Source organism: Rhizobium sp. AN80A (genome assembly GCF_030053015.1).
GTDB classification, from domain to species: Bacteria; Pseudomonadota; Alphaproteobacteria; order Rhizobiales; family Rhizobiaceae; genus Rhizobium; species Rhizobium metallidurans.
On record NZ_JASJPX010000001.1, the window covers coordinates 107,395 to 129,372 of the forward strand.

The window sequence follows — 21,978 nt, forward strand, 5'->3', positions numbered from 1 at the left end:
TTCGCCTTGACAGAGGGCTGAATCTCCACGTTATTTAATTCGCATTCCGACAAAAATAACGCGCTGCTTCGGCGGTCGCCAGAAGAGCCGTGCACGATAGATGAAGACCGCAGACCCCGAATTGATGCGTGCGATCAATCGCCTGAACGTGCTGGACACGGTTCGCCGCCATGGGCCGATCGCGCGCGTCGAGATCAGTGAACGCACGCAACTGTCGACCACCACGGTTTCGGCCATCACCGCCTCGCTTTTGGACGACGGGCTCATCCTGCCGCGCCATGAAGGCGACATCCGCAACGAAGCGGCGCGGGGACGGCCGCGTGTCATGCTGGAGCTCAATCCCGATGCTGCGCGTGTCGTGGGAGCCAAGATCGCGGCCAGCCGCATGGTCTTCGTCGTCACCGATTTTCGCGGCGACGTGCTCTCGAAGCTTGCTCTGCCGATCCGGATCGATCGCCAGCCGATCGGCGTCATCGCCGATCTGGTCGAGGACGGCGTGCGGCGTTGTGTCGTCGATGCCGGTCTGTCGCTTGAAGATGTCGACAGCGTCTGCCTCAGCCTTCCCGGTGTCATCGAGCATCGCACCGGCCACATTCGCAGCAGCCCGATCTTCCGGGACGTCAACGTTGATTTCGCCGCCGAGATGACCGCACGGCTGAACACATCGACGATCGTCGAAAGCGACGCGCATGCGATCACGCTGGCACATCATTGGTTCGGCAAGGCGCGCGATCTGGAAGACATGGTGCTGATCTCGCTCGAGCAGACGCTGGGGCTCGGCGTGCTCCACGGCAACCAGCTGTTTCGCGGCGCCGGTGGTCTCAGCCACAATCTCGGCGATCTCGTGCTGGGCATGGGGCCGCTCGGGATCGTGCGGTTGTCGAGCCAGGCGGGCGAAAGCGAAATTCTCGGCGAGCAGCCGGCGGGCGGACGTTTTGCCGAGGCGATCCGCCTCGGACGCGGCATGGCGCACGCGCAGGCTTTGATCAAGGCCGAGGACAATGCGCTGATCAGCGCGGCGATCCGGGCGGGGGAGGCCGTCGGTGTCGCGGTTGCCAATATCGTGACCCTCTTCGCGCCGCCGCGCGTGATCTTGGTGGGGTCCAGCCTCGCGCTTGGAGAGCATTTCCTGGCCAGCCTGCGCAGCGCGTATGCGCTGGCCATACCACCCTCGCTGAAGGGCGTCGCGGAACTCGTCTTCGATGATTCCAGCGACGACTTCTGGGCTCAGGGGCGCGGCCGTGGCCCTTTATGAACTTTACGAGTCGCCGTGGAACACAACCGGCCCGGCGCTCTGAGGCTTTCAGAACCAAAATCTATGGGAGGAAATCATGGATAAAGTCGGCATAGGCATCATTGGATGCGGCAACATATCGGGCGCGTACCTGAAGGCCATGGCGTCTTTCCCCATTCTCGACATCAGGGGCGTGGCGGATCTCAACAGCGAACTGGCGCAGGCAAAGGCAGCCGAGTTCAACGTGCCGGCCAGAAGCGTCGATGCGCTCTTCGCGGATCCGTCGGTCGAGATCATCGTCAATCTGACCATTCCGAAGGCGCACGTCGCCGTCGGCCTGCAGGCGCTTGCCGCCGGCAAGCACACCTATTCGGAAAAGCCGCTCGGCATCAACTTCGCCGAAGGCAAGCAGCTGGCGGAAGCGGCCAAGGGGAGGGGGCTACGCATCGGCGCGGCGCCCGACACCTTTCTCGGCGGCGGCCACCAGACGGCGCGGGCGCTGATCGACCAGGGCGTGATCGGCCAGCCAGTGGGCGGCACCGCCACTTTCATGTGCCCCGGCCACGAGCGCTGGCACCCCAATCCCGCCTTCTACTACGAGGTCGGCGGCGATCCGATGCTGGATATGGGACCGTACTACATCACCGATCTGGTCAATCTGTTCGGGCCGGTGGCGCAGGTCGCGGGCTTCGCGGTTACGCCGCGCAAGGAGCGCGTCATCACCAGCGAGCCACGAAACGGCGAGCATATCCCCGTGCATGTGCCGACCCATGTGTCCGGCCTGATGGCCTTTGCCAATGGTGCGGTCGTGCAGATCGGCATGAGCTTCGATGTCGCCGGCCACAAGCACGTACCGCTCGAGGTCTACGGCACCGAGGGAACGCTGATCGTGCCGGATCCCAATCATTTCGGCGGCGAAGTCGAGCTCTTGCGAAAGGGCGGGTCGTTCGAAAGCCAGCCGCTGACAGCGCCTTACGCCGATGGAAACTACCGGTCGATCGGTGTCGCCGATCTCGCCTATGCGATCCGTCAGAACCGGCCGCATCGCGCGAACGGCAGCCTGGCGCTGCATGTGCTGGAGGTCATGGAAGCCTTCCAGACCGCATCGGAAACCGGCCGTACCGTGACGATCACCACGCAGACGGAGCGGCCTGCGCCGATCTCGGAATCCCTCGTCGACGGACGTCTGGGCAAGTAATGATGGAGGAGAAAATTTTATGCGTGAAGCACTGATCGTTTGGGGCGGATGGAGCGGCCACGAGCCGCAGGAATGCGCCGCCATCGTCAAGGACATGCTCGAGGAAGACGGTTTCAAGGTCTATGTCGAGCATACCACCGAGGCTTTCGCCGACCCATCCGTTCACGACCTTTCCCTTGTCGTGCCGATCGTGACGATGTCGAAGATCGAAAAGGAAGAGATCAAGAACCTCGCGGCGGCCATCGAAGGCGGTGTCGGTCTTGCAGGCTATCACGGCGGCGCCGGCGACAGCTTCCGCGACTGCGTGGAATACCAGTTCATCGTCGGCGGCCAGTGGGTCGCGCATCCCGGCAACATCATCGATTACCGGGTCAATATCGTCAGGCCGGACGATCCCGTCATGCAAGGCATTGCCGATTTCGACTACACGTCGGAGCAGTATTACATGCACGTCGATCCCTCCAACGAAGTCCTTGCGACGACGACGTTTACCGGCGATCACGCCTATTGGATCGATGGCGTGGTGATGCCGGTCGCCTGGAAGCGCAAGTACGGCAAGGGGCGCGTCTTCTATTCCTCGCTCGGCCATCAGGCCAAGGAGTTTTCCGTTCCCGAAATGCGCGCCATCTTCCGCCGAGGGGCAAACTGGGCGGCGCGCTGAGCCTGCGCGAAATAGGTATTAGCACGCGGTTGGAACATGACCGACCGCGCGCTATTTCTTCATGGTATTGAACGTGAAGGAGTTTCCAGCATGCGCAAGCTTCTCGCAATTACCTCTGTCGTCATCATGAGCCTTGCCGGCAGCGCGTTCGCGCAGATGAACATGGGCATGGACAGCAGTGGCCGGTTCGACGGCTCCGCGCCGCTTGGAACAGGTCCGAAGGACGAACAGTCGAGCGGTCTTTCCATTCCCCTCGATTCGTTCGAGACCGAAAGCACCACGAGTTCGGCACCGGCGCAGTGGACACGCTGTCCGCCCCAACAGCGCAATGCGGCCAACCGCAAGTCGACCAATCCGGCCTGCATCAACGGACAGTGATCCGGCTGAGAGCCTGGCTCCGGGCCTCGTGTTTGCGTTTCGCTGGCGCGATCTTTTGTGCTAGTGGGGCGGCTCAACGCGAGGCCTAAGACATGCTGCCCTGGATCCAGCTCGATTCCGCTCCCATTCCCGGCGAGGCCGGCGAATTGCGCCTGAAGCAGCGCGGTAGCGAATTCTCCATCATGCTCGGATCGAACGAGTTGATGAACAGCCGCCTCTCCGGTTCCGAGGAAGCACTCGCGACGCTCTCCTATGATAAGCTGAAAGGTCGGCCGCGCCCGAGCATCCTGATCGGCGGTCTCGGCATGGGCTTCACGCTGCGCGCGGCGCTGGCCGTCGTGCCGAAGGACGCTGCGGTTGTCGTCGCCGAACTCGTGCCCGCCGTCGTCAGCTGGGCGAGGGGGCCGATGGCTGAAGTGTTCAAGGGATGCCTTGACGATCCCCGCGTCGGCATTCACCAGGGAGATGTGGCTGAACTCATTCGTTCCAGCCGGGCAAGATTCGACGCCATCCTGCTTGATGTCGACAACGGACCGGATGGACTGACCCGCCAATCGAATGATGGGCTTTACGACTTCGGCGGGTTGAAGGCCGCGCGCGACGCTTTGCGCCCCGGCGGCGTGCTCGCCGTCTGGTCGTCCGGCCCCGATGCCGGCTTCACGCGCCGCGTGCGCGACAGCGGCTTTGCGGTCGAGGCCGTCAATTCGCGCGCCAACGGAAAACGTGGCGGCGCGCGCCACGTCATCTGGCTGGCACAGAAGAAGTAGCTCAGCCTGCCTGTCCCTTACGGGCCGTGGCGATGGCATTCGCGGCGCCTGCGCGAAGCTGCTGCGTGTCCGCGCCGGCGATAACGAGATCAAAGCCCATCTTCAGCAATTGTCCGGCGCGCTCGCCATTGCTGCCGAAGATGCACGCGAACTTGCCATGCACGCGGCACCGATCGAGCAACTGCTTCAGCACGACGTCCATCTCCGCCGTATCGGGCGCCAGCCGCGCGCCGTTCGAAAGCGCGATGGAAAGGTCGGATGGGCCGATGAAGATGCCGTCGATGCCCTCAACACCGAGAATGTCATCGGCGGCCTCGAGCGCCGCACGCGTCTCTATCATGGCGATCGCGACGGTCTCCATGTTCGCTGTCGCCAGGTAGGTCGTGGCGGCGAGGCCGGTATGGTTCATCGCCAGCGTCGGTCCCCAGCTGCGTTCGCCGAGTGGCGGGTATTTGGTCGCCTTGACCAGGGCATCCGCATCCGCGACCGAATTGATCATCGGCGCGATAATCCCCGAGGCGCCGGCATCGAGCAGCCGTGACGCGGTCGAGAAGTCACCGACGGGAATACGCGCCACCACCGGCTTGCCGGCAAGCCTGCCCTGCCCAATGCCGTTTGCGGCAGCCACCATGTCCCAGACGCCGTGCTGCATGTCGAGCACGACGGCATCGAATGCTTCCTGCGAGAGATGATTGACGAAGAGCGGATCGGGTATGCCGATCCATGCGGAAATCAGACCACCGCCTTCGCCGCTCCTGAGAAGCTTGGAAAAATCGTTGATCGCAGTTGAACCAGGCATGCCAGTCTCCTTTAGCAGCTCAGCCCGCGGCGCGCCGCTCATCTTGATGGAATTGTTCGATAAAAGCCTTCTGCAGAAGGATGCCGTCCCATTCGTCGGCGAAGAACGAGGAATCGTAGATCAGCGTGTAGGGACCGGCGTATCCGGCCTGCCGGCAGGCGTCCAGGCATTTGCCATAGTCGCCGGTGTCCATGCCCGCTGCGGTATAATTGGCCTTGGCGTGGCAGATCTCGGCGCGGCGCATGATGTCGGAAAGGCCGGCGTATTTCTCCGGCGCCGACCAGTTGCCGAGATCGCCGTTGAGGCCGATTTTGCCGCGGAGATCGTCAAGCAGCCAGTTCATTTCTCGCGGCGACGGCAGGAGATCGAACCAGTTTTCGGTGACGACACGGATACCGCTCTCTTCTGCCCGTTCCGCCAACCATGACAGATGTCCGGAGGCGCGGGCGAGGTTCTCGTCGCTCGGCTGCTGCTTTCCCGCGATCACGCGCATGTTGCGCGCGCCGAGTGCGGCTGCGATCTCGATCCAGCCGGCGATCCAGCGGATGTCACGCTGCGCCGTTGCGGGATGGCTCGGGTCGCCATCCTCGACCAACAGGGTCTGAAGCATGACGCCGGATTGATCGAGTGCTGCCCGCAGCCGCCGCAGATAATCCGCGTCGAGGCTCGGCAGATGGAACGAGCAGATTTCCAGCCTGTAAATGCCGCGATCGGCAAGCTGGCGCGGAACGTCGATGAGCTCGACGCTGCCTGTGCCGTAAGGCTCCTGCATCGCCGCGTCCCTGGCCGGGTCGGGGCTATAGGGGTAGACCGCGCCGAGCGCCCGGTGCAGCGACCACGTAGAGACGGCGAACCGTCCGTTCTCGATATCCTCGATCATTCCATTCCTCCTCTTCGCCCCGCCGTATCTAGGCAGCAACGCCTTGGAATTTCAAACGGAATCTCCCGCGATGATTGCTTCGGCCGAAAGGCTGGCGGCAAGCAGCGCCTCGTCTCGGCCGGCGATTGCCGAAAGCAGCAGGCCGACCGGCATATCCGCGTCGCCGGTCCCGCAGGGGATCGAAACGCCGCACCAGTCGAGGAAGTTGCCGAGCATGGTGTTGCGCAACGTCTTGCCGTTGGTCGCGAAGAAGAGATCGTCGTCTGCCTCGAGGGCGGCGATGGGTGGCGCGACATGGGCGACGGACGGATAGGCGATTAAGCTGTCGCCGACCAGCCGGTTGACCTCGGCGATCAGCCGTTCTCGCGCCTCCAGAATGGCGATATAGTCGGGCATGGTGGTCGTCTGGCCGAGGCGGGTGCGCTGCACGACGCGGTGGTCCATCTGATCGGCCTCCGGTCCGGAGAGCCGCTCGCGATGCAGGGCGAAGGCTTCGGCGGTGACCAGGCTGCCGTATTTGCCCATCAGCGCAAGGATCTCGTCGAAGGCCGGGATCGTGACGCGGCTGACCGACGCACCCTCGGCGATCAGCCACTCCAGGCTTGGCTCGAAGGCGGCAACGACGCCCGCCTCGGCGCCATCGAACACGACATTGTCGGGAACGACCACATCCACGCCACGGAGCGAACGGGGGGTAATGGCGGGCGCGGCGGTGACGCCTCGCATTGCCGCGTCGATCCAGATCGCGTCCTGAACGGTTCGGCAGAGGGGGCCGAGCAGATCCAGGCTTTTGGCCAATGGAAAGACACCGCCCATTGGATAGCGGCCGCGGGTCGCCTTGTAGCCGACGATGCCATTGAAGGCGGCGGGGATGCGGATCGATCCGCCGGTATCGGTCCCGATCGCCACCGGGACAAGGCCTGCGGCAACCGCGGCACCCGCGCCGGAGGATGAACCGCCCGGAATGCGCGGCTCATCCTTGCCGCGTGGATTGTGCGGCGTACCGTAGTGCGGATTGATGCCGAGGCCAGAGAAAGCGAATTCGCTCATGTTGGTGCGCCCGACGGCGATCATTCCAGCGTGGCCGAGCGCGCTAACGACAGCGGCGTCGTCCTTGGCCACGGAAGCGGAACGCAGGACCTTGGAGCCGGCGGTCGTCGCGCGCCCATTGATGTCGAACAGGTCCTTCCAGGCAACGGGAATGCCTTCGAGCAACCCACGCGACCGACCGCTCTTCAGGCGCGCCGAGGATGCCCTGGCCTCGGCAAGCGCGCGGTCGGCCAGCAGTTCGGTGAAGATCGACTGGTCGGAATGCGCCGCTATGCCTTCGAGTACCGCTTCGGTGACGTTGACCGGATCGGCGGCGCCGCTCTGGAAGAGAACGGAGAGTTGCGCGATCGACATCGCACCAAATGATTTTGTCATGTGAGTGTCCGTGGTCTGGATGGATGCCCGACCTAAGCCGAATTCCGTCGAAGAGCCAAGCCCTTAAAGTCGGATCAAACCGATTGGTTCGATTTTATGAATACTGAGTTTCCGTATCCGGCCTTCAAGCCTTGAGGCGAGCACCACACATAACGTAAGCGCGAAAGACGCTACGGGTCGAGGGATGTTGTAGGCATCGTCGCGCGGATTTCAGGAGCAAGACAATGACAGATGTCGACAGCTGGAGCGCCCCTCGCGGCGACACGGTCCATCATCATGCAACGGACGAAGAGTTGAACGGGATGGGCGAACGCGAATACGTGGAACATATCAAGGCGGCCAGCCGGCCATCGGTGTCGGAGCGGTTTATCATCGTTGCGGCTTTGCTGGTTCTCGGCGCGGCGGGATATGTCGCGCACATGAACACCTCGACGGCATCGGCTGTCGATCTCTCTCCTGTCGGAGCGATCTCGGATTCCGGACCGGCGCTGGACTACTGCCGGGAGCATAGCCCCTATCCCGACAAGTCCTGCTGAGACTTTCTTTATAAGCTGGAGAAATGCCGGGAGCGACATAGTTCTAGTCGGGGGAGGGCATCATGTCCGATGATATCGACTACGATCTCGATCGCTTCATCGACGCTCAGAACGATGTCTATGATAAAGCGCTTGCGGAGCTCACGAGCGGCCGCAAACGCTCGCACTGGATGTGGTTCGTCTTTCCGCAGATCGCCGGTCTCGGCACGTCGCCAATGGCGGAGAAATATGCCATCCGCTCGGCCGGCGAAGCAACGGCCTATCTCGCAAACGCCATTCTTGGCGCTCGCCTGCTGCGCTGCGTCGACGCCGTCTTGTCCATAAATGGGAAATCCGCGCACGACATCTTCGGCTCTCCCGACGATCGCAAGCTGCGGTCGTCGATGACGCTCTTTGCCGCGGTCAGCGATCACGGATCGCCCTTCCACCGGGTGATCGACCGCTTCTACGGCGGTGTGTTTGACCATCGCACAATTGAATTGCTCGACGGCGGCCGCTAGTTCATCCAGCCTCGGATTTGCATGCAGCTCGATCCCGCCAGCAACCGTTCGGCATGACATCGAGGCGCATTCGATGGCGAATATAGTTTTATATGTAAGTGTTGCTTTGTGTATAAATCCGGCGTCGCGCTGGTGTTGCCTTGTCGCTCGCTCAATCGCCGGGAGGATGATGGCAACTAGTCTATTTTGGTATGGCAGGGGATATTGATCTCAGGCCTCGATATAATGAATAATAACGGTGCGGAATTCAATGAAGCCCCGATTTTCCAAATGCGAAACGAGGAATTACTCGGTGGGCGCCGGCAGTATTTTGAGCGTTTCCGGGTTACGGTGAGGAATGAGCGAGCATGTTCATGCAACGCATGCGTTTTTCGATGGGGCGCGGTCGGCCGGTTCGGCTGGGCTGCTTTCTGACCCTGTTTGCGCTGGGAACGACGATGTTCGCCGGGGCCGCCGCCAGTGCTCCCCTTCCGCCATACACCAAGATCAGGCTGACCGTTGTACAGTGGATGCCGACCAAAGGCGTCTATGAACAATGGGGATCGATCGGCGGCGACTTCACGATTTCCGACACCGGCACGGTATCCGTTCCGGTCCTGGGCAGTGTTGCTGTCGGAGATCTCGACGATAGCGGCTTGGCTGCGGAGATCGCCAGACGTCTCAAGGAAAAGATCGGGCTGGTCGAAGCGCCCGCGACCACCGTACAGATAATCGACTACCCGCCGGTATATGTCGTCGGGGATGTGTCCAAGCCGGGAGAGTACAGGTTCAGCCAGGGGTTGACCGTGTTGCAGGCACTGGCGCTGGGTGGCGGCGAGTTCCGGAACGCTTCGGCGCTGGATGGTGCCGGCGAGGTCACGAGACTGGTTGGCGCGCTCAAGGAACTGGACGATTCCATTACGCGCAGCAATGCAAGGATCGCCCGGCTGGAAGTTGAGATGACCGGGGCGAAGACGGCGGATCTGCTAACGCAGGCTGACAAGTCCGACCCGTTCGCGGCGGCAATCTACAACCAGGAACAGGTGATATTCGACGCGAGAGCGAATGCTATCGACCGCAAGGCGAAGTCGCTTGGTGAGTTGAAGGAACTGCTCAACGGAGAAATTCGCGGTCTCGACCAGAAGACAGCGAGCATGGATGCCAACATCAAATCCATTCAGCAGCAGGTCGATAGCACTGCGGTGCTCGTTGCCAAGGGCGCCGTGGTGGCGACGCGGCAAGGCGAGGTCGAGCGAACGCTGAGAAGCTATCAAGACGCCCGGCTGGACATCGGCACGGCGATCATGCGCGCCCGGCAGAGCATCAGCCAGACGACGCGGGATCTGCAGGCGCTCTACGACGAGAGGAAGACGGAGGTCGCTTCGGACCTTCAATCTGAAAGAGCGACGCTTCTTCAATTGAAGGTCAAGCGCGAAACGAGCCAGAAACTTGTATTGGATGGCCTCGCGTCTCTCGGCGGATCGGCGAACCAGGCGGAAAAGCCAGCCTTGACGTTCGCCATCGTGCGCAGGGAAAACGGCACGGCAAACGAAATATCGGCATCGGAATCGACGGCACTATTGCCAGGCGACGTCGTCAAGGTGACACAACCTTCCCTGAGAGCCTTGAAACCGGTTGATCAGGTTTCGATGGTCTCAGGTGCTGATCAGGCCAGCCGATGATCGTCGCGATGCTTTGCGACAACTAGCGGCGTGCTTCACATCGGCGTTCGCGCTTTTCCGGACGCCACGAATTGCAGGTCAGCGTGCCTTGATGGCCATCGACGCGAGTTCGACCGGGCCGCAAAGCTACACTCTGATCCTGAAATCCACGGTTCCGATCGGCTGATCTCGGATGTGAGCATCGGCTTCTCGATTACTCTCGGCAAGCATGGCCCGTCCGCTCGGGCCGGCAGCGTCGAGGTGCGCCGGTGCCGTCGCTACCGGACTCTATTCACTCAAGCCCTTGACCGGGCTGCTACCGCCATAAGCGCTACCGTCCTGACCGGGTTGCGTGCGTCAGGCTCCGTAAGGCGATGGCACAAGCCGCTCGCGGTCGGGCGCTGCTCAATCTGTCGCATTGAGATTTTCCGCCATTTTGCGTAAAGACGATGCAAGTGAGCGGGGAGGTTCAGGTGAAGGCGGCGGAGGCAGGCATAGTTCGATGGCTGGTGCGTGTCAGCTGCGCCGTTGCGCTGGTCTTCCTGGGCTTCGCGCACCAGGCGCCGGCCTTTGCCAATGGCGCATTCATCTCCGTTGAATTGTCCGAATATGTGCTGCCTGATGGAACGGTGCCAGTCATCTGTACCGTCGGCAAAGCGCAAACGGGGGATCACCAGAGCAAAGTCGATGCGCATGGCTGCGAGGCTTGCCGGATCAGCGCCTCTGTCGTGTTGCCCGCTCCGATTTCCATCGCATTGCGCAGCGTTGCGATCCCGATCAGTCTCGGCCCGCGCAGCGGCACCGAGGCTGACGGAAGCGGGCCCTTGTCACCCGCTGGCGGTCCCAGGGGGCCTCCGTTGAATCCCGGTCGCGTTTGATCTGCCGCGTGGATCACCTTCGAACCGGTGATCCCGCAAAGTTATCTCGTATGTCCCACACAACCGTCCGCTGCCGACGTTACATGACCTATGTCATGCGCGTGTCCGGCAACCAGCGGTCGCTATGGCAGGAACTATCATTATGAAGAAGATTACACTCGTTCTGACGGCTTTCTTTCTTGCACTCTTTTTCGGCGCGTCCGCGGGCGCCCAAACGGTCACCGCGGGCGACATAGAGATCACCGGTCCCTACGCCCGGCCCATGGTCCCTGGCGCAAAAGTCGGCGGGGGCTATCTCAGCATTACCAACAAGGGAACGACCGACGACAAGCTCGTCGGCATCAACTCGGCACGTGCCGGATCTTCGGAACTCCACCGAATGAGCGTCGACAACGGAGTCATGACCATGCGGCCGGTCGCGGGCGGCCTTGCTATTCCGGCGGGGCAGACGGTCGAGCTGAAGCCGGGCGGCTACCATGTCATGTTCAAGAACGTCGGAGAGCCTTTCAAGCGGGGAGAAACGATCAAGGCGACGCTGACTTTCGAGAAAGCCGGTCAGGTTGATGTCGAATTCGCGGTCGGCGCTGCCGGCGCCGCGAAAACGGACAGCCAGTCCGGAATGGGCGATATGCCCATGCCGCAATAGCTGGTCGAGATCATACGGTCGTCACCAGTCGGAAAATCAATTCAATGAGCAATCCCATGTTTAAAACGAGCAAGCTGCTCACGGCATCCTTCATCATCATGATAAGTGCTGCCGGGCAGGCCAGTGCCCATGCGCACCTGACGTCGAGCGTTCCCGCCGACAAGTCCATCGTACAAGCGTCTCCCGCCGCGGTGGCGCTAAACTTTTCCGAGGAACTCAACATCCGCTTTTCCGGCGCGACGATTGCCGGAACGGACGGCAAGCGGATTTCGACCGGCGACGCCAAGCTGTCGGACGATGGAAAGACGCTCACGGTGCCTCTTCCCGAGAGCCTCGATGCCGGCGGATATGTCGTTGAGTGGCGCGTGCTGTCGACGGATGGTCATAAGACGAAGGGCAGCTATGGCTTCACGGTCAAGCCGTGACGCCGGACACTGCCCTCATTCTTTGCCGCCTTCTCTTCGATGCCGCCGTCATCCTGATCTGGGGGAGCGCGGCCTATCTCGCCGCGCTCGTTTCGCCTGATCTGGCGCGTGCTGTCGGCGACAGGCTGTCGTGGTTGAACACGGTCGCGATCGCAATCGCGATCACCAGCACCGCGGCGATCCTGCCGTTGCGCACGGCGATCATCGGCGACGGGTGGCCAGATCTGTTCACACCTGAGATGATCTGGGCGGTAATGACGCAGACTGACGTCGGAAATGCCTGGATGGTCCAGGCCGGCGGCGCGCTTCTGCTTGGCGCCACGGCCTTTCTTCCGTCGGCCTATCGGCAAAGGGGACGGGCCGTCTGCGCCGCGCTCTTGCTGCTCAGCCTGACGCTGAGTGGCCACGCGGCGATGAACAGTGGCTGGCTCCGGCTGGTGCACCGCGTCAACAGTGGTGTCCATCTCCTGTCGGCAGGGGCGTGGCTGGGCGCGCTCGTGCCGGTATTGCTGATCCTGCCGATGCTTGGGCGCGGAGCGCCGCAGGCCGATGCGCGTATGGCCCTCATGCGATTTTCGACAGCGGGACATGTCGCCGTCACGCTTGTGCTGCTTTCGGGAATCGCAAACACGCTGCTCATCCTTGGCGGTCTGCCGTCGGATTGGTCGTTCAGCTATCAGCGTCTGCTGGCCGTCAAGATAGTGCTGGTGGTAGCGATGGTGGTGATTGCAGTCGTCAACCGCTATGTCTTCGTCCCGCGGTTCGCCCGACATCACTCCGTTCTTCCGCTGAAGGTCTGCGTCGTCGCCGAGGTCGTTCTCGGGCTGGCGGTCATCGCCCTCGTCGCGTGGTTCGGCACGTTGCAGCCACGTTGATCGTGGAAAACGCCAGGAAATCCATCTACGTCAAATGACGGTGGTGTTCGCTTTTCCGCTTTGAAGCCCTGAGTCCCCATGCCATTTTCGGCACCACAATGCATATGACAATGGGGACTGCCATGTTTTCGAAGCGCATCAAATTCAACACCGCGCTTGCCGCGCTCCTGCTTTCGCCATCGCTTGCGTTTGCCCATATGGGCACCGGCCAAGCGGTCGGCTTCGCGGCTGGCTTGAGCCACCCTCTGTCGGGGCTCGACCATATCCTTGCCATGGTCATGGTCGGCGTCGTTGCCTGGCAACTCGGCGGTCGTGCCGTGTGGATGGTGCCCGCCACCTTCGTCGCCGTCATGGGCGTGGGCGGAGCGCTCGGCATGATGGGCATCGCTATGCCCTTCGTCGAAGCGGGAATCGGCCTGTCGGTCATCGTTCTCGGCGTCATTGTCGCGCTCGGTGTTCGTGCCCCCGTCGCCGTTGCCGCCGGCCTGGTCGGTCTGTTCGCGGTTTTCCATGGACATGCGCATGGTTCCGAAATGCCGGCTGCCGCGGCGGGCATGGCTTACGCCGCCGGGTTCCTGATCGCGACGGCGGCATTGCATGTCGTTGGCCTTGCGATGGGGTTTGGGATTGCACGCGCCGGCGATACCAAGGGCGTTGTCGTAACCCGCTCCGCTGGCGGCGCCGCGGCGCTGGCTGGAATTGGCCTGATGACCGGTCTCATCTGATTTCGTATGCGCTTGTTGTATATGCGGGGATGAGGTGCCGTTGTCGGCTCCTCATCCGGCTTCGTCTGATCGTGTAACGTTTTCAGTTCAGGCCGCGGCGCACTTCCGATGCCTTTCTGAGCGTTCGCTGCACGGCCGAGGGCATCGCCGGCTTTGTGACGACACCGAGCGCGCCGTTGAGCTTGTCCGCCACCGCCTCGGGATTGCCGGTCATGAACACCACCGTGACCCCGAATTCCTCCACCAATCGGCGACCGATTTCCGGGCCGGTCGGTCCGTCCGAAAGGTTGACGTCCACGAAGGCAATGTCGGCGTCCCTCGCCAGTTGCAGAGCCTGATCGCGGCTATTCGCCAAGCCGGCGACGTCAAAGCCCATCGCTTTCACTGTTTCCTCGAGATCAAGCGCGATGAAGAGTTCGTCCTCGACGATCAGGACACGCTGCTTGGTGGTATTTTCAGTCTGTGAACTGTACTCAACGCCGGTGCCCATACTTGGCCCCCTGTTACTCATTTTCACCAGAACTCCGACGGAAAACGGTTCGGCAAGAGATATGTTCCGGCGCGGGACATTTTTATTTTCAGTTAAGATATTGTTAGCATTAACAAAACGCTAATTTCTCCTTCTCTTGGCGCGCGTTGGATCGGCGATTGGAGGCCGGCCTTGATGTCACCGTTACATGATTGAGATTTACTGTCGGGCGACGCTCCATCCGAGTTGACAACGATGATGCGAGTGGGGAGAGTTGCGGCCAAATCAGGTGCCAGCATCTTGGGGGGAACCTATGTTCGCACGCGCGTTCTTGACAGCCGCTACCATTGTTCTTTCGACCGCTCTCACCGGTTCACCCGCCTTTTCCGCCGACAGCAAGCGCGAGATACAAACCGTGCGCGATGCCGATTATTTCGGCTTCGATCTGCGCAGCGAGCAGAACGTCACGCTCGACCAGTGTAAGGCATCGTGCATCGGCGACAAGTCGTGCAAGGCCTTCACCTATAACCCCAAGGTCAGCTGGTGCTTCCTCAAATCCGACTTCAAGACGATGAACGCCTTTCCGGGCGCCATCGCCGGGAAGATCGTCGAGACGGCCGGCAGCCAGGAGCCGGACCTCGGGGCCGCGCCGCGCATCGGCTTCCTTTCGAGAGACGTGTTGCAACAGGCGCGCGACGACAAGGCCAATCTCGAGGTCGCCGAAGACCAGCAGGGCCAATCGGCCGACAGCCTGATCGCCAACGCGCGCATCGACCTCACGGCCAACAATGTCGTCGATGCCTTGAAGTCCTTCCGCGGTGCGCTGGCGCTCACGCCCGATAATGCCGACCTGTGGCTGGAGACGGCGCGCGCGGGCGGCAGCTTCGTCAAGAGCGACGACAACAATGGCAGCAATATCTATCCCCAGGCCGTGCTGGCCGCCATCAATGGCTACGACCTGACGCGAACGACGACCAGCCGCGCCGATGCGCTTGCGGTCCTTGCCGTCGCGCTGGAGAACAACTCGAACTACCGGGCCGCGCTGAATGCCTATAAGGCAAGCCTGGCGCTGGTGAATTCGAAAGAGGTCCAGGCCGCCTTCCTGCAGCTGAAATCGACGCGGGGCTTCCGTATCACGGACCACACGGTCGATGCCGACAGCGCGACCCCGCGCGCTTGCGTGACCTTCTCGGAATCGCTGGTCAAGACCACGGACTATACACCCTTCGTGACGCTGAACGGCGTCGCGCCGAAGGCGCTTGAGACCAAGGACAAGCAGATCTGTGTCGAGGGCCTGACGCACGGCGAGAACTACAAGATCTCTTTCCGCACGGGCCTTCCCTCGTCTGTCGACGAAGTCCTCGAGGCGCCCGTCAGCCTTGACATCTATGTCAAGGACCGCACCGCGAGTGTCCGCTTCACCGGTGACAGCTTCGTGCTGCCGTCGACGGCGCGCCGTGGCATTCCGATCGTTTCCGTCAATATGGCCTCGGCCAATCTCAAGCTCTACCGCATCGGCGACCGTGGTATCGCGCCGTTGCTGACCAGTTCGCAGTTCCTCACCCAGCTCGATGGCTACAGCGCCCAGCGCATCGAGGACGAGAGCGGTGAACTTGTCTGGCAAGGGGCGATCGATATCGCCAATGATCTGAACAAGGACGTCGTCACCAGCTTCCCTGTCGACGAGGCGCTGCCGGAGCGCAAGCCCGGCGTTTACGTGCTGACGGCGACGTCCCCCACTGGGCCGGACCAAGAGTGGAATTCGCAGGCGACGCAGTGGTTCGTGGTCTCCGATATCGGGGTGACGACCTATGCCGGGACCGACGGCCTCAACGTCTTCGCCCGCTCGCTCGCGACCGCCAAGCCGATGGCCGGTGTCGAGCTGCAGCTTCTCGCCAAGAACAATGAGGTGCTCGGTGCGGCCACGACTGACGACAATGGTCGGGCGACATTCACCGCCGGCCTGATCCGAGGGACATCGGCGCTGACACCTGCCGTGGTCACGGCGAAGAACGGCGCGTCGGACTACGTCTTTCTCGACATGACACGCGCCGGTTTCGACCTGTCCGACCGTGGCGTCACCGGCCGCGCATCGCCCGGCGCGATCGATGTGCTCACCTTCACCGAGCGCGGTATCTACCGCGTCGGCGAAACGGTTCGCGTATCGGCGCTGGCACGCGATACCGATGGCAAGGCGATCGAAAATCTGCCGCTGACCTTCGTCTTCATGCGTCCCGACGGCGTGGAAGATCGACGCATCGTCAGCCAGACCAGCAATCTCGGCGGCTACAATGTGGATTTCGCCGTGCAGGACAACGCCATGCGCGGCACCTGGACGATGAACATCCACACCGATCCGAAGGGATCGCCGATCGCGAGCAAGAGCTTCCTGGTCGACGATTTCGTGCCGGATCGGACCGACATGGAGCTGAAGACCGAGGCGAAGATGATCGGACCGGACGCGCCGGCGACGATCAATATCTCGGGCAAATATCTGTACGGAGCACCCGCTGCCGGGCTGACGCTTGAAGGCGATGTCGTCATCAAGCCGACGCGTCAGGCCGAAGCGTTTCCGGGCTACTTCTTCGGCCTCGCAGACGAGGAGGCGAGCGAGGATTCGCGCCAGTCGATCGAGGGACTGCCTGATCTGGATGAAAAGGGCGAAGGCGTCACTGATCTGACGGTGGGCGAGCTGCCGGCGACGACGCAGCTTCTGAACGCGACCGTCTACATCCGAATGCAGGAAGCCGGAGGGCGCGCGATCGAGCGTTCGCTCGTGCTGCCGGTGAAAAATCAGGGGCCGATGATCGGCATCAAGCCGGAGTTCTCCGGCGATCTCGGTGAGAACTCGATCGCCAACTTTACCGTCATCGGCGTCGATGCCGACGGCGTGAAGGAGGAGATGAAGGGGCTGCGCTGGAAGCTGGTCAAGCTAAACCGCGATTACCAGTGGTATAGGGACGGAACGGCCTGGAAGTACGAGCCGGTCTACACCACCGAGCAGGTGGGCAACGGCAATGTCGATGCCGGCATCGACGGCGCCAAGATCGCCTCGCCTGTGCAATGGGGCCGTTATCGCCTCGAGGTCGAGAGCACGGACGCGGATGGGCCGACGTCAAGCGTGGAATTCGACGCCGGCTGGTTCGTGCAGGCAACGTCCACGGAAACGCCCGATGGCCTGGAGATCGCGCTCGACAAGGATAGCTACAAGGTCGGCGAGACCGCGAAGCTGAAGGTTTCCTCGCGTTATGCCGGTGAACTGATGATCGCAGCCGGCACTGAGACGCTGGTCGCGGTGCAGAATGCGGCGATCGGCGAGAAGGGCGGCGAGGTCGAAATTCCCGTCACCGCCGACTGGGGCGCTGGCGCCTATGTGACTGCGACGCTGTTCCGCCCGGGCGATGCCCAGGACAGCCACATGCCGATGCGCGCGATCGGCGTGAAATGGCTGAAGGTCGATCCCGAGGATCGGGCCTTGCAGGTCAAGATCGAGGCACCTGGGAAAATGCTGCCGCGCGGCCCGCTGCCGATCACGCTCGCCGTTGCGGGTGCGGGCGCCAACGAGGAGGCCTATGTCACCGTTGCCGCCGTCGATGTCGGCATTCTCAACCTGACGCGCTACGAGCCGCCGAACCCGGAGGACTGGTATTTTGGCCAGCGCCAGCTCGGCCTCGAAATCCGCGACCTTTATGGCCGCCTGATCGACGGCTCGCTCGGTGCCACCGGCAAGCTGCGCACCGGCGGCGATGGCGGCGCGATCGCGCTGCAGGCAAGCCCTCCGACGCAGAAGCTCGTCGCCTTCTTCTCCGGCCCACTGAAACTGGACGCCGAGGGCAAGGCGCAGGTCAGTTTCGATATTCCCCAATTCAACGGCACGGCACGCCTGATGGCGGTCGCCTGGTCCAAGTCCGGTGTCGGCCATGCCGTGCAAGACGTGATCATTCGCGATCCTGTCGTCGTTACGGCCAGCCTGCCGCGCTTCCTGGCGCCGGGGGACAAGTCCGAGCTACGTCTCGATATCGCCAATACCGATGCGCCCGCAGGTGACTACAAGCTTGCGGTCACAGGCAATGACGCTGTCGGTATCGCGCAGGCCACGCAAACGATCCGGCTTGGCGCCGGCGCGAAGCAGGCGGTGACGCTTGCCGTGACCGGTCTGCAGCCGGGCAACGGTGTCGTTTCGGTCAACATCTCGAATGCGGCGGGGCTATCGCTCGACCAGAGCCTTGATGTCCCCGTCCGACCGGCCGTGTTGCCGGTCACCGAGCGTCGCGTGCTGGCGCTGAAGCCGGGAGCGAAGCTGACGATCGACAAGGCGCTCTTGGCCGATAGCGTTCTTCCGGGCGCATCCGTCAGCGTCAATGTCACGCGCTCCGCGGCCTTCGACATTCCGGCATTGCTGATGTCGCTCGATCGCTATCCCTTCGGCTGCGCCGAACAGACGACCAGCCGGGCCCTGCCGCTGCTCTATCTGAGCGAGCTTGCCGAGCAGGCCGGTCTCGATGGCGATGCCGATATCAAGAAGCGCGTGCAGGATGCCATCTATCGCGTTCTTTCCTACCAGGCATCAGCCGGCAGTTTCGGCCTTTGGGGGCCGGATAGCGGCGATCTCTGGCTTGATTCCTACGTCACCGATTTCCTGACGCGGGCCCGCGAGCAGAAATACGACGTGCCGGATCGTGCGCTGGCGCAGGCACTCGAGAACCTGCAGAACGCCTTGAGCTATGACGTCAACGTCAAGGACCAGGGCGATCAGATCGCCTATGCGCTCTATGTGCTCGCGCGCAACAAGAAGGCCGCGGTCAGCGATCTGCGTTACTACGCCGACACGATGATCAACGATTTCCCGACACCGCTCGCCAAGGCCCACATCGCGGCCGCGCTGGCACTCTACGGTGATGCGACGCGGTCGAAGAACATCTTCGTCGATGCGCTGCAGATGTCGGCTCAGTCGATGGTCACGAAGGTCAACTTGTCACGCACCGACTACGGCTCGGTGCTCCGAGACGGCGCAGCCATCCTCGCGCTCGCCGCCGAAAGCCGGCCGGTGCCTCCGATCGTGCCGGAACTGGCGAAGGCCGTCGCCAAGGAATGGGAACGCAAAAAGTATACCAGTACGCAGGAACAGGCCTGGATGCTGCTGGCCGCCCGCGCCATTCAGGGCGGCGACGATACGCTGAAGATCGACGTCAACGGGGCGCTGCGTAACGGCGCCTACATGGCGCGGATGACCGGTGAGGCGCTGGCGGACTATCCGCTGACCCTGACCAACCAGACGAGCGACGCTGTCTCGGCCGTGGTCACCACCGTTGCCGCACCGGTGACGCCGCTGCCCGCGGGTGGTGATGGCTTTGCCATCGAACGCAGCTATTACACGCTGGATGGCGAGGAAGCGAATGTCTCGGAGGCAAAGCAGAACGAGCGATACGTCGTCGTGCTGCGGGTCACCGAGAGCAACAAGTGGCCGTCGCGCATCGTCATCACCGATCTGCTGCCGGCCGGCTTCCAGATCGACAATCCGAGCCTTGTCGACAGCGCCCAACTGACCAATTTCGACTGGATCGGCGATGTCACGCCCGCTCACACCGAATTCCGCAACGATCGCTTCGTCGCCGCCTTCAACCGCAGCGCCGATGACAACAGGGAGGTCAATGTCGCCTACGTTGTGCGCGCCGTTACGCCAGGCGTTTACGATCACCCGGCGGCGAATGTCGAGGATATGTACCGGCCGCAGTTTTCGGCCCGGACGGCAACCGGCAAGATGGAGGTCGTGGCGGCACAGCCATGAGACTGGGGCGGAAAATCGCGATCGGCGTTGTCACCGGCGTGGCAATTGCCGGCGCCGGGTTGATCGGTCTGGATGCGGCGGACAAGGCGTTTCCGCCGCCGCTGGACAAGATGCGTGTCTCCGCCGAGGTGCTGGATGCCGACGGACAGCTTCTTCGCGCCTTCGCCACGCCCGAGGGGCGCTGGCGTCTGAAGACTGATGTTGGCGATGTCGATCCGCAATTCCTGCGCATGCTGGTCGCCTATGAGGATCGGCGCTTCTACGAGCACGGCGGCGTCGACCCGCGCGCGATCGGCCGCGCCGCCTTCCAGCTTGCCGCCAACGGCCGCATCGTTTCCGGGGCGTCCACCCTATCGATGCAGGTCGCCCGCCTGATCGAGCCGCGCCAGGGCCGTTCGCTCTCGGCCAAGCTGTTGCAGGTGGCGCGTGCGCTGCAGATCGAGCGCCGTCTGTCGAAGGATGAGATTCTCGATCTTTACCTGACCCATGCGCCCTATGGGGGCAATCTGGAGGGCGTCAGGGCCGCGAGCCTTGCTTATTTCGGCAAGGAGCCGAAGCGGCTGACGGTGGCGCAGGCGGCACTCCTCGTAGCATTGCCGCAGCTTCCCGAAAAACGCCGCCCCGACCGCAACCTTGAGGCGGCCGAGGCGGCGCGCAAGCGCGTTCTGGAGCGCGTCGCTGTTGTCGATGCCATCGGGGAAGGGGAGGCCGAACGTGCCGAGGCAACGCTTGTGCCGGCGAAACGCATGCAGCTTCCCGCGCTCGCGGCCCATGTCGGCGAAGCGGCGTTGCGCAAAGCCCCAGACGCTTCGCCGTACCGGACCACGCTGAAGAAGCGGGTCCAGGAGGGATTGGAGACCGTCGCCAAGGCGGCCACATTGAAGCTTGGCCCCAAACTGTCGCTGGCGATGGTGATGGCGGATGCGCAGACCGGCGATATCGTCGGCGAAGTCGGCTCCGCCGATTATTTCGACGCGAGTCGATCCGGCTGGATCGACATGACGCGCGTCCCGCGTTCGCCGGGCTCCACGCTCAAGCCGTTCATCTACGGTCTTGCCTTTGAAGAAGGGCTGGTCAGCCAGGAGACCATCATCGAGGATCGGCCGGCCGACTTCTTCGGCTACCGGCCGCGCAACTTCGACATGAGCTACCAGGGCGACGTGACGGTGCGCGATGCGCTGCAACTCTCGCTCAACGTTCCCGCGGTCAAGCTGCTCGATGCCGTCAACCCGGCCAAGCTCCTCATCCGCTTCCGTCGCGCCGAGGTGCGCCCGCTCTTGCCGGTCAACGAAACGCCGGGCCTTGCGATCGGACTCGGTGGCGTCGGCCTCACGCTCAAGGATCTGGTGCAGCTCTACACGGCGCTCGCCAACCGAGGGCAGGCGGTTCGGATTGGCGATGGCATATTAGGCCAGCCGGGAGAGATCGAAGGCGAGGCGCTGCTGGAGCCGGTCGCGGTGTGGAACGTCGCCGACATCCTCTCTGGCGTCATTCCGCCCGCCGGTGCGCCGCAGCGCGGCATCGCCTACAAGACGGGCACGAGCTATGGATACCGCGACGCCTGGTCGGTGGGCTATGACGGCCGTTATGTCCTCGGCGTCTGGGTCGGCCGTCCCGACAACGGCGCCTCGCCCGGGCTGACCGGCTATGGCACGGCCGCGCCGATCCTGTTCGAGGGCTTCGCCAAGTCGGGTCTCGCGACGACGCCGCTGCCGCGTCCGCCGTCGGGCGCCGTGCGCATCGCGCAGGCTCAGCTGCCGATCAGCCAGCGTCGCTTCGCCGTCAATCCCAGTGGATTGCTTGCCACATCCGGTCGCGAGCCGGCGCCGCAGATCGTCTATCCGCCGGAGGGCGCGCATGTCGATCTGGGGGCCAAGGGTCTGGTAAAGGGAGGAGATCTGTCGCCGCTGATGCTGAGGCTGCAGGGTGGTCGGGCGCCCTTCCGGTGGCTTGCCAACGGCAAACCCCTGCCGGATATCTCTCGGCGGCGCACCAACCAATGGACGCCTGATGGCGGCGGCTATTCGAAGCTGACGGTCATCGATGCGATGGGACGCGCGGCAAGCGTCGGCGTTTTCATTGATTGAGGCGGTTTTGACCGTCATCAAGGAACTTGCATTTTGCGCTTGACCTTCCAGTTGCTGGAAGGTTGAT

Annotated in this window: 18 protein-coding genes and 1 pseudogene; 15 read left to right on the forward strand and 4 right to left on the reverse strand. The window is 62.7% G+C overall.

All coding sequences use genetic code 11. The features are described 5' to 3' along the window. Positions 1-100: 100 nt before the first annotated feature. From P3R82_RS00515 to P3R82_RS00535, 5 genes and pseudogenes are all read left to right on the forward strand, one after another. Positions 101-1,298 (forward strand): annotated as a pseudogene (locus P3R82_RS00515) (ROK family transcriptional regulator). Between the two features lie 33 nt (positions 1,299-1,331). Next, entirely contained in the window at positions 1,332-2,432 is a 1,101-nt protein-coding gene (locus tag P3R82_RS00520; protein ID WP_283192572.1) for a Gfo/Idh/MocA family oxidoreductase, read from the forward strand. Between the two features lie 19 nt (positions 2,433-2,451). Continuing rightward, on the forward strand, positions 2,452-3,093 hold the full coding sequence (locus tag P3R82_RS00525; RefSeq protein WP_283192573.1) for a ThuA domain-containing protein: 642 nt from the start codon (positions 2,452-2,454) through the stop codon (positions 3,091-3,093). A gap of 36 nt (positions 3,094-3,129) precedes the next feature. Continuing rightward, complete coding sequence (locus P3R82_RS00530; protein WP_283192574.1) at positions 3,130-3,471, forward strand: hypothetical protein; 342 nt, start codon at positions 3,130-3,132, stop codon at positions 3,469-3,471. 92 nt (positions 3,472-3,563) lie between these two features. Beyond that, positions 3,564-4,238, forward strand: a complete 675-nt coding sequence (locus tag P3R82_RS00535; protein WP_283192575.1) for a hypothetical protein — start codon at positions 3,564-3,566, stop codon at positions 4,236-4,238. 1 nt (position 4,239) lies between these two features. On the opposite strand, the gene P3R82_RS00540 is transcribed toward P3R82_RS00535, so the two are convergent. Genes P3R82_RS00540 through P3R82_RS00550 form a run of 3 tightly spaced genes read right to left on the reverse strand, consistent with a single transcriptional unit; the run spans position 4,240 to position 7,342 of the window. After that, positions 4,240-5,037: an aldolase/citrate lyase family protein gene (locus tag P3R82_RS00540; protein WP_283192576.1), complete on the reverse strand. Its 798-nt coding sequence runs from the start codon at positions 5,035-5,037 to the stop codon at positions 4,240-4,242. Positions 5,038-5,056: 19 nt separating this feature from the next. Continuing rightward, positions 5,057-5,914: a TIM barrel protein gene (locus tag P3R82_RS00545; protein ID WP_283193466.1), complete on the reverse strand. Its 858-nt coding sequence runs from the start codon at positions 5,912-5,914 to the stop codon at positions 5,057-5,059. A 54-nt stretch (positions 5,915-5,968) separates the two neighbouring features. Then, positions 5,969-7,342, reverse strand: coding sequence for an amidase (locus P3R82_RS00550; protein ID WP_283192577.1), 1,374 nt, complete (start codon positions 7,340-7,342; stop codon positions 5,969-5,971). Between the two features lie 224 nt (positions 7,343-7,566). Between P3R82_RS00550 and P3R82_RS00555 the strand changes: the two genes are divergently transcribed. The 8 genes from P3R82_RS00555 to P3R82_RS00590 all read left to right on the forward strand — a co-directional run bounded on the left by P3R82_RS00555 (position 7,567) and on the right by P3R82_RS00590 (position 13,567). Next, positions 7,567-7,878, forward strand: a complete 312-nt coding sequence (locus tag P3R82_RS00555) for a hypothetical protein (RefSeq protein WP_283192578.1) — start codon at positions 7,567-7,569, stop codon at positions 7,876-7,878. Positions 7,879-7,940: 62 nt separating this feature from the next. Then, positions 7,941-8,378, forward strand: coding sequence for a DUF1810 domain-containing protein (locus P3R82_RS00560; RefSeq protein ID WP_283192579.1), 438 nt, complete (start codon positions 7,941-7,943; stop codon positions 8,376-8,378). 347 nt (positions 8,379-8,725) lie between these two features. After that, positions 8,726-10,039 (forward strand): polysaccharide biosynthesis/export family protein, encoded by a 1,314-nt coding sequence (locus P3R82_RS00565; protein ID WP_283192580.1) that lies wholly within the window; start codon positions 8,726-8,728, stop codon positions 10,037-10,039. Positions 10,040-10,491: 452 nt separating this feature from the next. Beyond that, positions 10,492-10,896, forward strand: coding sequence for a hypothetical protein (locus P3R82_RS00570; protein ID WP_283192581.1), 405 nt, complete (start codon positions 10,492-10,494; stop codon positions 10,894-10,896). Positions 10,897-11,038: 142 nt separating this feature from the next. Then, the gene (locus P3R82_RS00575; protein WP_283192582.1) at positions 11,039-11,542 is read left to right on the forward strand and encodes a copper chaperone PCu(A)C; all 504 of its coding nucleotides are present in this window, start codon (positions 11,039-11,041) and stop codon (positions 11,540-11,542) included. A 56-nt stretch (positions 11,543-11,598) separates the two neighbouring features. After that, positions 11,599-11,967 (forward strand): copper homeostasis periplasmic binding protein CopC, encoded by a 369-nt coding sequence (copC, locus tag P3R82_RS00580; RefSeq protein WP_283192583.1) that lies wholly within the window; start codon positions 11,599-11,601, stop codon positions 11,965-11,967. Then, a complete protein-coding gene (copD, locus tag P3R82_RS00585) occupies positions 11,964-12,842 on the forward strand; it encodes a copper homeostasis membrane protein CopD (protein ID WP_283192584.1) in 879 nt (292 codons plus the stop codon). Before copC ends, copD begins: the two co-directional genes overlap by 4 nt. A 122-nt stretch (positions 12,843-12,964) precedes the next feature. Continuing rightward, complete coding sequence (locus tag P3R82_RS00590) at positions 12,965-13,567, forward strand: HupE/UreJ family protein (RefSeq protein ID WP_283192585.1); 603 nt, start codon at positions 12,965-12,967, stop codon at positions 13,565-13,567. An 82-nt stretch (positions 13,568-13,649) separates the two neighbouring features. Here P3R82_RS00590 and P3R82_RS00595 read toward each other — a convergent pair whose 3' ends face one another. Beyond that, positions 13,650-14,057 (reverse strand): response regulator, encoded by a 408-nt coding sequence (locus P3R82_RS00595; RefSeq protein WP_183898790.1) that lies wholly within the window; start codon positions 14,055-14,057, stop codon positions 13,650-13,652. Positions 14,058-14,349: 292 nt separating this feature from the next. Here P3R82_RS00595 and P3R82_RS00600 point away from each other — a divergent pair, with 292 nt between their 5' ends. Beyond that, entirely contained in the window at positions 14,350-19,824 is a 5,475-nt protein-coding gene (locus P3R82_RS00600; protein ID WP_283192586.1) for an alpha-2-macroglobulin family protein, read from the forward strand. Next, the gene (pbpC, locus tag P3R82_RS00605; protein ID WP_283192587.1) at positions 19,821-21,911 is read left to right on the forward strand and encodes a penicillin-binding protein 1C; all 2,091 of its coding nucleotides are present in this window, start codon (positions 19,821-19,823) and stop codon (positions 21,909-21,911) included. Before P3R82_RS00600 ends, pbpC begins: the two co-directional genes overlap by 4 nt. Positions 21,912-21,978 lie beyond the last annotated feature (67 nt).

Coding starts and splice junctions, on each gene's coding strand:
- pbpC (WP_283192587.1), top strand. CDS start 19,821: ATGAGACTGGGGCGGAAAATCGCGATCGGCGTTGTCACCGGCGTGGCA.
- P3R82_RS00535 (WP_283192575.1), top strand. CDS start 3,564: ATGCTGCCCTGGATCCAGCTCGATTCCGCTCCCATTCCCGGCGAGGCC.
- P3R82_RS00550 (WP_283192577.1), bottom strand. CDS start 7,342: ATGACAAAATCATTTGGTGCGATGTCGATCGCGCAACTCTCCGTTCTC.
- P3R82_RS00565 (WP_283192580.1), top strand. CDS start 8,726: ATGTTCATGCAACGCATGCGTTTTTCGATGGGGCGCGGTCGGCCGGTT.
- P3R82_RS00540 (WP_283192576.1), bottom strand. CDS start 5,037: ATGCCTGGTTCAACTGCGATCAACGATTTTTCCAAGCTTCTCAGGAGC.
- P3R82_RS00525 (WP_283192573.1), top strand. CDS start 2,452: ATGCGTGAAGCACTGATCGTTTGGGGCGGATGGAGCGGCCACGAGCCG.
- P3R82_RS00530 (WP_283192574.1), top strand. CDS start 3,130: ATGACCGACCGCGCGCTATTTCTTCATGGTATTGAACGTGAAGGAGTT.
- P3R82_RS00555 (WP_283192578.1), top strand. CDS start 7,567: ATGACAGATGTCGACAGCTGGAGCGCCCCTCGCGGCGACACGGTCCAT.
- P3R82_RS00520 (WP_283192572.1), top strand. CDS start 1,332: ATGGATAAAGTCGGCATAGGCATCATTGGATGCGGCAACATATCGGGC.
- P3R82_RS00590 (WP_283192585.1), top strand. CDS start 12,965: ATGTTTTCGAAGCGCATCAAATTCAACACCGCGCTTGCCGCGCTCCTG.
- P3R82_RS00560 (WP_283192579.1), top strand. CDS start 7,941: ATGTCCGATGATATCGACTACGATCTCGATCGCTTCATCGACGCTCAG.
- P3R82_RS00600 (WP_283192586.1), top strand. CDS start 14,350: ATGTTCGCACGCGCGTTCTTGACAGCCGCTACCATTGTTCTTTCGACC.
- copC (WP_283192583.1), top strand. CDS start 11,599: ATGTTTAAAACGAGCAAGCTGCTCACGGCATCCTTCATCATCATGATA.
- P3R82_RS00595 (WP_183898790.1), bottom strand. CDS start 14,057: ATGGGCACCGGCGTTGAGTACAGTTCACAGACTGAAAATACCACCAAG.
- P3R82_RS00575 (WP_283192582.1), top strand. CDS start 11,039: ATGAAGAAGATTACACTCGTTCTGACGGCTTTCTTTCTTGCACTCTTT.